Below are 7,220 nucleotides of genomic sequence, written 5' to 3' on the forward strand. Positions count from 1 at the left end.
ATTTGATGACAGAGAAGCTGAAACTCGAAATCCCGCTCGTTCTTCCCGATATTCCCGATGAGAACGACGGTTGCGTGGAACGCCTGACCGCGAATCTTGTCGCACGGCAAGGAATCGACCGCGCCCATGTTCTGGCCGCCGAGGACGACAAGCCGGCGCTGCTGTGCATTCACTACGATCCCGAAATCGTCTCCCTGTCGCGCATTCGCGATATTGCCCGGGCCGCCGGCGCTGCCATCGCGGAACGCTATGGCCACCTCCTGTGGTCGGTCGAGGGGATCGGTCATCAACGCAAGGCGCGTTCGGTCGGTGAACAGTTGCGCAAGTTGCCCGGCGTTCTGGAAGCGGGCGCCAATGTCGCGGGACCGGTTCGAGTAGAATACGATATGCAGCAGATCTCCGAGCGGGAACTGGAGGAGGCCCTGGCCCGGATGGACGTCCGGCGGGAGCAGCCTTCCGGCGCAGGGTCGGCGGGCGATGCGCATGCCGGGCATGACCACGGCGAAGCAGATCAGGACCATAACCACCATCACGGAAATTTCCTTGGGCCCAACACCGAACTGTTCTTCGCCCTCGCCAGCGGCATGATGCTCGGCCTCGGCTTTGCGATCGAGAAGCTGGTTTCCGGCGCGCCGGACTGGTTGCCGACCGCGCTGTATGTCGCAGCCTACTTCTTCGGCGGCTCCTTCACCCTGCGGGAAGCTTTCGACAATCTGCGGCAGCGCAAATTCGAAATCGATACCCTGATGCTGGTCGCGGCTGCGGGAGCGGCGGCGCTGGGCGCCTTTGCCGAAGGGGCGCTGCTGTTGTTCCTGTTCAGCCTCGGCCACGCACTGGAGCATTACGCGATGGGGCGGGCCAAGCGCGCAATCGAGGCTCTAGCCGAGCTGGCACCGCAAACCGCACTGCTCCGGCTGGAAAGCGGCGGCAGCGAAGAGATCGCCGTTGAAAAGCTGGTGCCGGGCGATGTCATCGTCGTCAGGCCAGATGCCCGCATCCCGGCCGACGGCTTCATCGTCAAGGGCACGACCAGCATCAATCAGGCACCCGTGACCGGCGAAAGCATGCCGGTGGACAAACATGCCGTGCCGGATGAGGCGCTTGCCCGCTCCAATCCGCAGCAGGTCGACGCGGCCAGCCGGACATTCGCCGGGACCATCAACGGCAGCGGCCTGATCGAGGTCGAGGTCACGCGCCTTTCGAGCGAAAGTACGCTCGCGAAGGTCGTGAGGATGGTGAGCGAGGCCGAGACCCAAAAGTCGCCCACACAACGCTTTACCGACCGCTTTGAGCGATTTTTCGTACCGATCGTCCTGTTGCTCGCGTTCGTGATGCTTTTCGCATGGGTCGTGGTGGACGAGCCGTTCAGTGCCAGTTTCTACCGGGCCATGGCCGTTCTGGTCGCGGCAAGCCCGTGCGCGCTGGCTATCGCCACGCCGAGCGCGGTTTTGTCCGGCGTGGCCCGAGCCGCACGAGGCGGGGTTCTCGTGAAGGGCGGCGCACCGTTGGAGCTGCTGGGCTCGCTGAAGGCGGTGGCCTTCGACAAGACCGGTACGCTCACCCGAGGCGAGCCGCAAATTCAGCGCATAGTTTCGGCAGAAGGTGTGACAGAGGCGGAACTGATGGCTGTGGCCGTCGCAGTGGAGAGCCTGTCGGACCATCCACTTGCGAAAGCCATCGCCCGTGATGGTCGGAACTATGTGGGCGAATACCCGATTCCCAAGGCTAACGATCTCAAGAGCATGACCGGCATGGGAGTTCGCGCGGTGGTGGCCGGGCAGGAGGTCCTGATCGGCAAGCCCGAAATGTTCGGTGCCGACGGTGTTCAAAGGCTTTCCGACGAGATGGCGGCAGCCATCGAGCAACTGCGCGAAGGCGGCTACACGTCGATGGTCGTGCGACGCGACAGTCGCGACCTCGGGGCAATCGGACTGATGGACACTCCCCGCGACACCGCGCGGACAGCGCTCGAACAGTTGCGGGCAATCGGCATTGAACGGATGATCATGATTTCCGGAGACCACCAGCGCGCGGCGGAAGGGATCGCCGCACATGTGGGCATCGATGAGGCATGGGGGGATCTCATGCCCGAAGACAAGGTCGAGGCGATCAAGAAGATTCGCGCCGAGGCCAAGGTTGCGATGGTCGGTGACGGCGTCAACGACGCCCCTGCCATGGCGACCGCGACCGTGGGCATCGCGATGGGCGCGGCGGGATCCGACGTCGCGCTGGAAACGGCGGACGTTGCGCTGATGGCTGACGACCTGTCGCATCTGCCATTTGCCGTGGGGCTGAGCCGGACGACGCGATCGATCATCTTGCAGAATGTCTTTGTCAGTCTCGGCGTCGTCGTCTTCCTGGTGCCGGCGACCATTCTGGGGCTGGGCATCGGACCGGCCGTGGCGGTGCATGAAGGATCGACGCTTCTCGTGGTCTTTAACGCTCTGCGCCTGCTCGCCTATCGCGACAAGAGCCACGCATGAAATTGCACCTTGGTTAAGCATGAGCGGAGCATTTCCGCTGGCTTCTGGCAGCTTCGATGATTTCAGAGGTTTGGTTAGTATTGTCATTTGAGAGAGTTAGTGATCGAATTACGCCAGCTTCGCTATCTGATCGCGGCCGCGGAGGCAGGAAGTTTCAGCCGTGCGGCGCGTCTTCTCAACATCAAGCAGGCCACGCTCAGTCGGCATGTACTGGAAGTCGAAAGGCGGCTCGGAATAGTTCTCTTCGACCGAAAGACACGTGGCGCGACTCTGACGCCGAACGGCAGAACCTATCTGGAGACGGCCCAGCGGATCGTGAACGAATTCGAGGAATTGAACGACTGGGTTCGTGCAACGAAGACCGGCCACGCCGGCCGGCTCGCAATTGGCTTTTACACCTCATTTTCAGCCGGAAATCTTCGTGCGACAGTCAGCGAGTTCGGCGAGCGGTTTCCCGATGTGAAGGTACGCGGCTTCGAGCGGGGCCGCGATATACTGCTCGCGGGAATCGAGAACAGGTTGCTCGACATCGCGATCATGATCGGCGAGGCTCCTTATCGGGGACTGATGAGCCGCCCATTCTGGAGCGAGCGTATCCTCGTGGCGATGCCGGAAGGTCATCCGCTTGCCGAGCGTGACCGGCTTCACTGGACCGACCTGACCGACGAACGCTTCCTGCTGACGGCGCGCGATCCCGGTCCTGAAACGCGCAACCTGCTCTTGGGCAAGCTAGGAATGCCAGGCTACGCGCCCGAGATAGACATGGAGGATGTGAGCCGCGACACAGTACTCAGCGTCATCGCACTTGGCGGACGGATCTCGGTCGTCGCGGAATCCGCACTCGGCATTCAGGTGCCGAATGTGGTGTTCCGCGAAGTCCATGAAACCAACGGCCATATACGGATTGGCTATTCGGGCTATTGGCGCGAGGATAATGAAAATCCCGTTCTACGCCGGTTCCTCGATTTCGTGGCCGTCCGCTATTCGCTGCCGCCCATCCCGGCGCGGGCGCCATCGGCTCAACAATCGGGAGAGGAACAGTCATGACTCAACGCAAGACACTCATCATCGCGCTCATCGGATTTGGCGCCGGATTTGTATTGCGGCCTGCCATCGCACCCGCTCCGCAGACGGCAAGCATTGCAGCTTCGGCTAAAGCCGGACCACGCGGCAAGCAGTATTTCGCCGCCCATCTCGACGAAGCGCGGCATGTCCAGGCACAATGCGCGGAAGGAACGGTTCGCGGCGACGAATGCTTCAATGCCGAAATGGCGGCCGTGGAAGCAGACGGCAGGGCGCGGTCAAAGCGGTTCTTTGGCAATTGAGGCGGGATATAAGTCGCCGTCAGTTCGCTTGGGAACGATGCCGGCGAAAAGCCCGATCGGTCGCCATGAACCGGGCCAGCATCGGCGCGATCAGTTTTTCCGGCGGGACGGCATCGCCACCGGTCTCGGCCGCCAGCGCGGCAGCATAGGCGACAAGGTCGCGATGGACGGTAGCCGGTAGTTCGACCGTGACCTTTACCGGCTTGTCGTCAACCAGCAGCCCAAGCTTCAGTTTCGTCATCGCGAGCCTCCCACCGGCTCCAATATGAGGTCGCGGGCCAGGATCACGCGCAAGGGATGCCCCGGCCGGACGGTCAGCGTGGGCTGCACGTTCAACTGCCGGTAGACGATCCGCTGGCCTGTCTGATTGATAGTGCTTTGTGATCCTCGACGCAGCGCGCGAGTCAGATCGTCATCACTGTCCGCGCCCAACTCGGCGCCTACGCCAAGCAACGTCGAAATAGCCGCGGCCCGGAGCAGATTGCCCCAATGGTGGTTCACCCCGTCCTGCAAACCAGCGAACCCCGCCGGATCGGCACCGGGCTGGCTCTCAAGGATGATCGAGCGGCCGTTCGGCATGATGAGCCGATCCCAGGCAAGCAGTACGCGGGTCTGCCCAGCGACAATATCGCTATCGTATTCGCCGATCAGCCGCGCGCCCTGCGGAATAAGCAGGATGCGCCCCGTAGGGCTGTCGTAGACATTTGCCGTGACTTGCGCGGTGATCTGGCCGGGGAGATCGGAGCGAATGCCGGTGATGAGCGCGGCCGGGATGATGCTGCCCGCTTGAAGGACGTTGTGCGACGCGGGCGCGGTCAGCCGCTCTGCACTTGCCATGCGCTGGTCGGATGCCTGCTCAAGAAAGGCGAGCTGGGCTGGCTGATCGCTTTGCAGTGCGGCTCCGTCCTGATCGGCTGGCGCTTGTGCCGCAAGGTCAGGTAAGACCGGAACGGACGGCATCGCACTCACTCCTCCCGCAGACCCACCACCGAGAAAAACCGCGCTGGTCCGCGCCGCATCGCGTTCTTGTGCTGCGCGCTGGCGCGCGGCTTCCTCGGCCTGGGCGCGCGGATCGGGCTGCGCACCGACCGGCGGCACCGGCACATTCTCGCCACGTTCGCGCGCCGCGACGATCGGGCCGCCGAGATCGCCGGGAAGCGGGTCTCCGAGCTTGGGCACGTCGCCATAGTCTTTCGGCCCCGATGTAATTGCCTCGCTCGTGGCGCGGCTGTCAGTATTGAAGAGTTCCTCGCCTGCCCGCTCGCCGGGCGGCTGCAGCGCATAGGTAAGCGCGCCGCCGATGCCGAGACCGGCCACTATGCCAAGCACCGCCAATGCCTTTCGCGACAGGCGCATGACGCTTGGTGTGGGTCCGCGAAGCTGGAACGGGCGCGGATCGGTGGATCCGGGTTGCGCCGTTACTTCCTGCACGACCGGATCGACCTGGGCGCTTTCGTTGGGCTCAGCCATCACCGCCTCCGGCGCTTGCCGTCGGTGCGAAGGATGCGCACACGCCGTTCGCTGCGCTTGTCGCCGAGGCGCAGTTCAGCGCCCGCGAACAGCCGGTCCACTACCATATAGCGGCCTCGCACGCGGTAGTTGACCAGCTCGGCATCGCCGGCGGCCCCCGTCACGAAGAGCGGCGGCATCTCGCCCTGCGCGATTCCGGCGGGAAACTCGATAAACACCTGCCGTCCGTCGTCGAAAGCCCGCACGGGCTTCCATGGCATGCGGTCGCCCTCGATGCGGTATCGGAAATTGAGCGTAGACAAATCGACACCATCGGCCACGGGTGCGGTGGATGCCGCCACTGCGTTCCGATTTCGCAAGGCGATCAGCTCGTCTTGCGGATAGATCCAGGAGACCGAGGCCATATATGTCTCAGGAGTTGCGCGCAGTTCCAGATGATAGCTGCGCCGATCGGTATTGATGACAAGATTGGTGGCAATGTCGGGCCGGGTCGGCTTGACGAGGATATGCACGCGGGCTGCTCCGCCGCTGCCGCTCACCGTACTTCCGATGATCCAGCGCACGGTATCGCCGGCCGCGACCGGTCCAGGGCCGACAAGCTGCTCGCCTTCCTGCAAGGCAATGTCTGTGACCTGACCGGGCGCAGTGTAGACCTGATAGAGCGCGCCTTCGGCCCAAGGGTATTGCTGGATAGCATTGAGAAAGCCGTCGCGGACCGGTTGCACGCGCGCGGCATCATTGGCCGCGCCGATACGTTTCCACGGATCGGCGGGTTCGGGATTTTGCTCCGCTAGTGCGACCGGCTTTAACTGTCCCGGGAGTGGCAACGGTTCGGGTATGGCAACCACTTCGACCGGCTGAGGCGGGTCCGGTGCAAGCGTGGCGGCGATCTCACCCGGTGGATCATCATAGGCAATATCGGGCAGATCGGCCGACGTTGTGGCGCAGCCGGAAAGTGCGGTAGCGCAGACCAGCAAAATCGCCGGAGCAGCGCGGGAGATTGGCGGATATGTCATTGCGACAGCTCCTCTGACCAGTTGATGGAATGCACGAAAATGCCGAGCGGATTGGTGCGCAGGGCATCGGGGTCACGCGGCGTCTGCACCGCAACGGTGAGGATCGCCGACCAACGGCTCGTCTCGACTAATTGTGCGTCCTGATAGCGACGCTCGGTCCAGGCCACGCGGAAGCTGTCGTCGGAAGCGCGGATCACGCTCGACACATCGACTGCCACGGCTACGCGCCCGATATCGGCGAAAGGATCGTTGGCACGCGCGTAATCGTTGAGCGCCAGCGCGCCCTTGTCGGTGGTGAACTCATAGGCACGCAGCCAGTTCTGCCGCACGATCACCGGATCGGACGGAATGGAACGGACGTGCTCGAGAAAGCGCGCGAGATGGAAGGCGATCTGCGGGTCGGTGGGCCGGTAGTCGGCCTCGGCAGGCGCGACCGCCTGCGCTTCGCCGAGCTTGTCCACCTGCACCACCCAAGGCACGATGTGGCCGCGGGCGGATTGCCAGACGAGTCCGCCAGCCAGACCACCGGAAATTGCCAGTGCACCGAAAAAAGCAAGCCGCCAGTTCCGAGCTTGAACACGCGCGGAGCCGATGCGGTCATCCCAGACCTGCGCCGCGCGCTGATAAGGCGTGACGGGTTCAGGCGTCTGAGCGTAGCGAATGGAGGCGCGTCGGAACATTGTATCAATCCTTCTCGCGAATATCGGGACCGGAACCGCCACCGTGGCTGTCACCAGCCTTCAGCGTATGTGCGGCAACAGTCGCGCCATGAGCGGCTGACTGACGGCGTTTCATCGCGGCGGCCCATGCAGGCTGTGATGAAGAGGAGACAGCGCTTCCCGCCTTATCGGCGGTTGCGCCCAGACCCGCGCGATGGCTTTCCTTGAGTGATCCGGCCGCCTTTCTGAGCGGCGACAGCACGGCTC

General features: G+C 63.4%; 7 protein-coding genes and 1 pseudogene. 3 read left to right on the forward strand and 5 right to left on the reverse strand.

Features of this window, described 5'->3' with window-relative positions; all coding sequences use genetic code 11:
• Positions 1 to 5: 5 nt before the first annotated feature.
• The 3 genes from D2V17_RS09605 to D2V17_RS09615 all read left to right on the forward strand — a co-directional run bounded on the left by D2V17_RS09605 (position 6) and on the right by D2V17_RS09615 (position 3,808).
• Positions 6 to 2,483, forward strand: coding sequence for a heavy metal translocating P-type ATPase (locus D2V17_RS09605; RefSeq protein ID WP_119592762.1), 2,478 nt, complete (start codon positions 6 to 8; stop codon positions 2,481 to 2,483).
• Positions 2,484 to 2,582: 99 nt separating this feature from the next.
• The gene (locus tag D2V17_RS09610) at positions 2,583 to 3,530 is read left to right on the forward strand and encodes a LysR family transcriptional regulator (protein WP_119592763.1); all 948 of its coding nucleotides are present in this window, start codon (positions 2,583 to 2,585) and stop codon (positions 3,528 to 3,530) included.
• Positions 3,527 to 3,808, forward strand: coding sequence for a hypothetical protein (locus D2V17_RS09615; protein ID WP_119592764.1), 282 nt, complete (start codon positions 3,527 to 3,529; stop codon positions 3,806 to 3,808). Before D2V17_RS09610 ends, D2V17_RS09615 begins: the two co-directional genes overlap by 4 nt.
• Positions 3,809 to 3,827: 19 nt before the next feature.
• Here the strand turns inward: D2V17_RS09615 and D2V17_RS09620 are convergent, their stop codons facing one another.
• The 5 genes and pseudogenes from D2V17_RS09620 to D2V17_RS21335 all read right to left on the reverse strand — a co-directional run.
• Positions 3,828 to 4,049 carry a DUF2274 domain-containing protein gene (locus D2V17_RS09620; protein ID WP_119592765.1) on the reverse strand — a complete coding sequence of 74 codons (222 nt, stop codon included), beginning with the start codon at positions 4,047 to 4,049 and terminating at the stop codon, positions 3,828 to 3,830.
• Positions 4,046 to 5,278, reverse strand: a complete 1,233-nt coding sequence (locus tag D2V17_RS09625; protein WP_119592766.1) for a TraB/TrbI/VirB10 family type IV secretion system protein — start codon at positions 5,276 to 5,278, stop codon at positions 4,046 to 4,048. Before D2V17_RS09625 ends, D2V17_RS09620 begins: the two co-directional genes overlap by 4 nt.
• Positions 5,278 to 6,294: a P-type conjugative transfer protein TrbG gene (trbG, locus tag D2V17_RS09630; protein ID WP_119592767.1), complete on the reverse strand. Its 1,017-nt coding sequence runs from the start codon at positions 6,292 to 6,294 to the stop codon at positions 5,278 to 5,280. The genes D2V17_RS09625 and trbG overlap by 1 nt, the downstream gene beginning before the upstream one ends.
• The gene (gene trbF / locus D2V17_RS09635; RefSeq protein WP_119592768.1) at positions 6,291 to 6,974 is read right to left on the reverse strand and encodes a conjugal transfer protein TrbF; all 684 of its coding nucleotides are present in this window, start codon (positions 6,972 to 6,974) and stop codon (positions 6,291 to 6,293) included. Before trbF ends, trbG begins: the two co-directional genes overlap by 4 nt.
• A 4-nt stretch (positions 6,975 to 6,978) precedes the next feature.
• Positions 6,979 to 7,220 (reverse strand): annotated as a pseudogene (locus D2V17_RS21335) (conjugal transfer protein TrbL); the annotation flags it as partial.

This window comes from Aurantiacibacter xanthus, from assembly GCF_003584015.1.
Classification (GTDB): Bacteria; Pseudomonadota; Alphaproteobacteria; order Sphingomonadales; family Sphingomonadaceae; genus Alteraurantiacibacter; species Alteraurantiacibacter xanthus.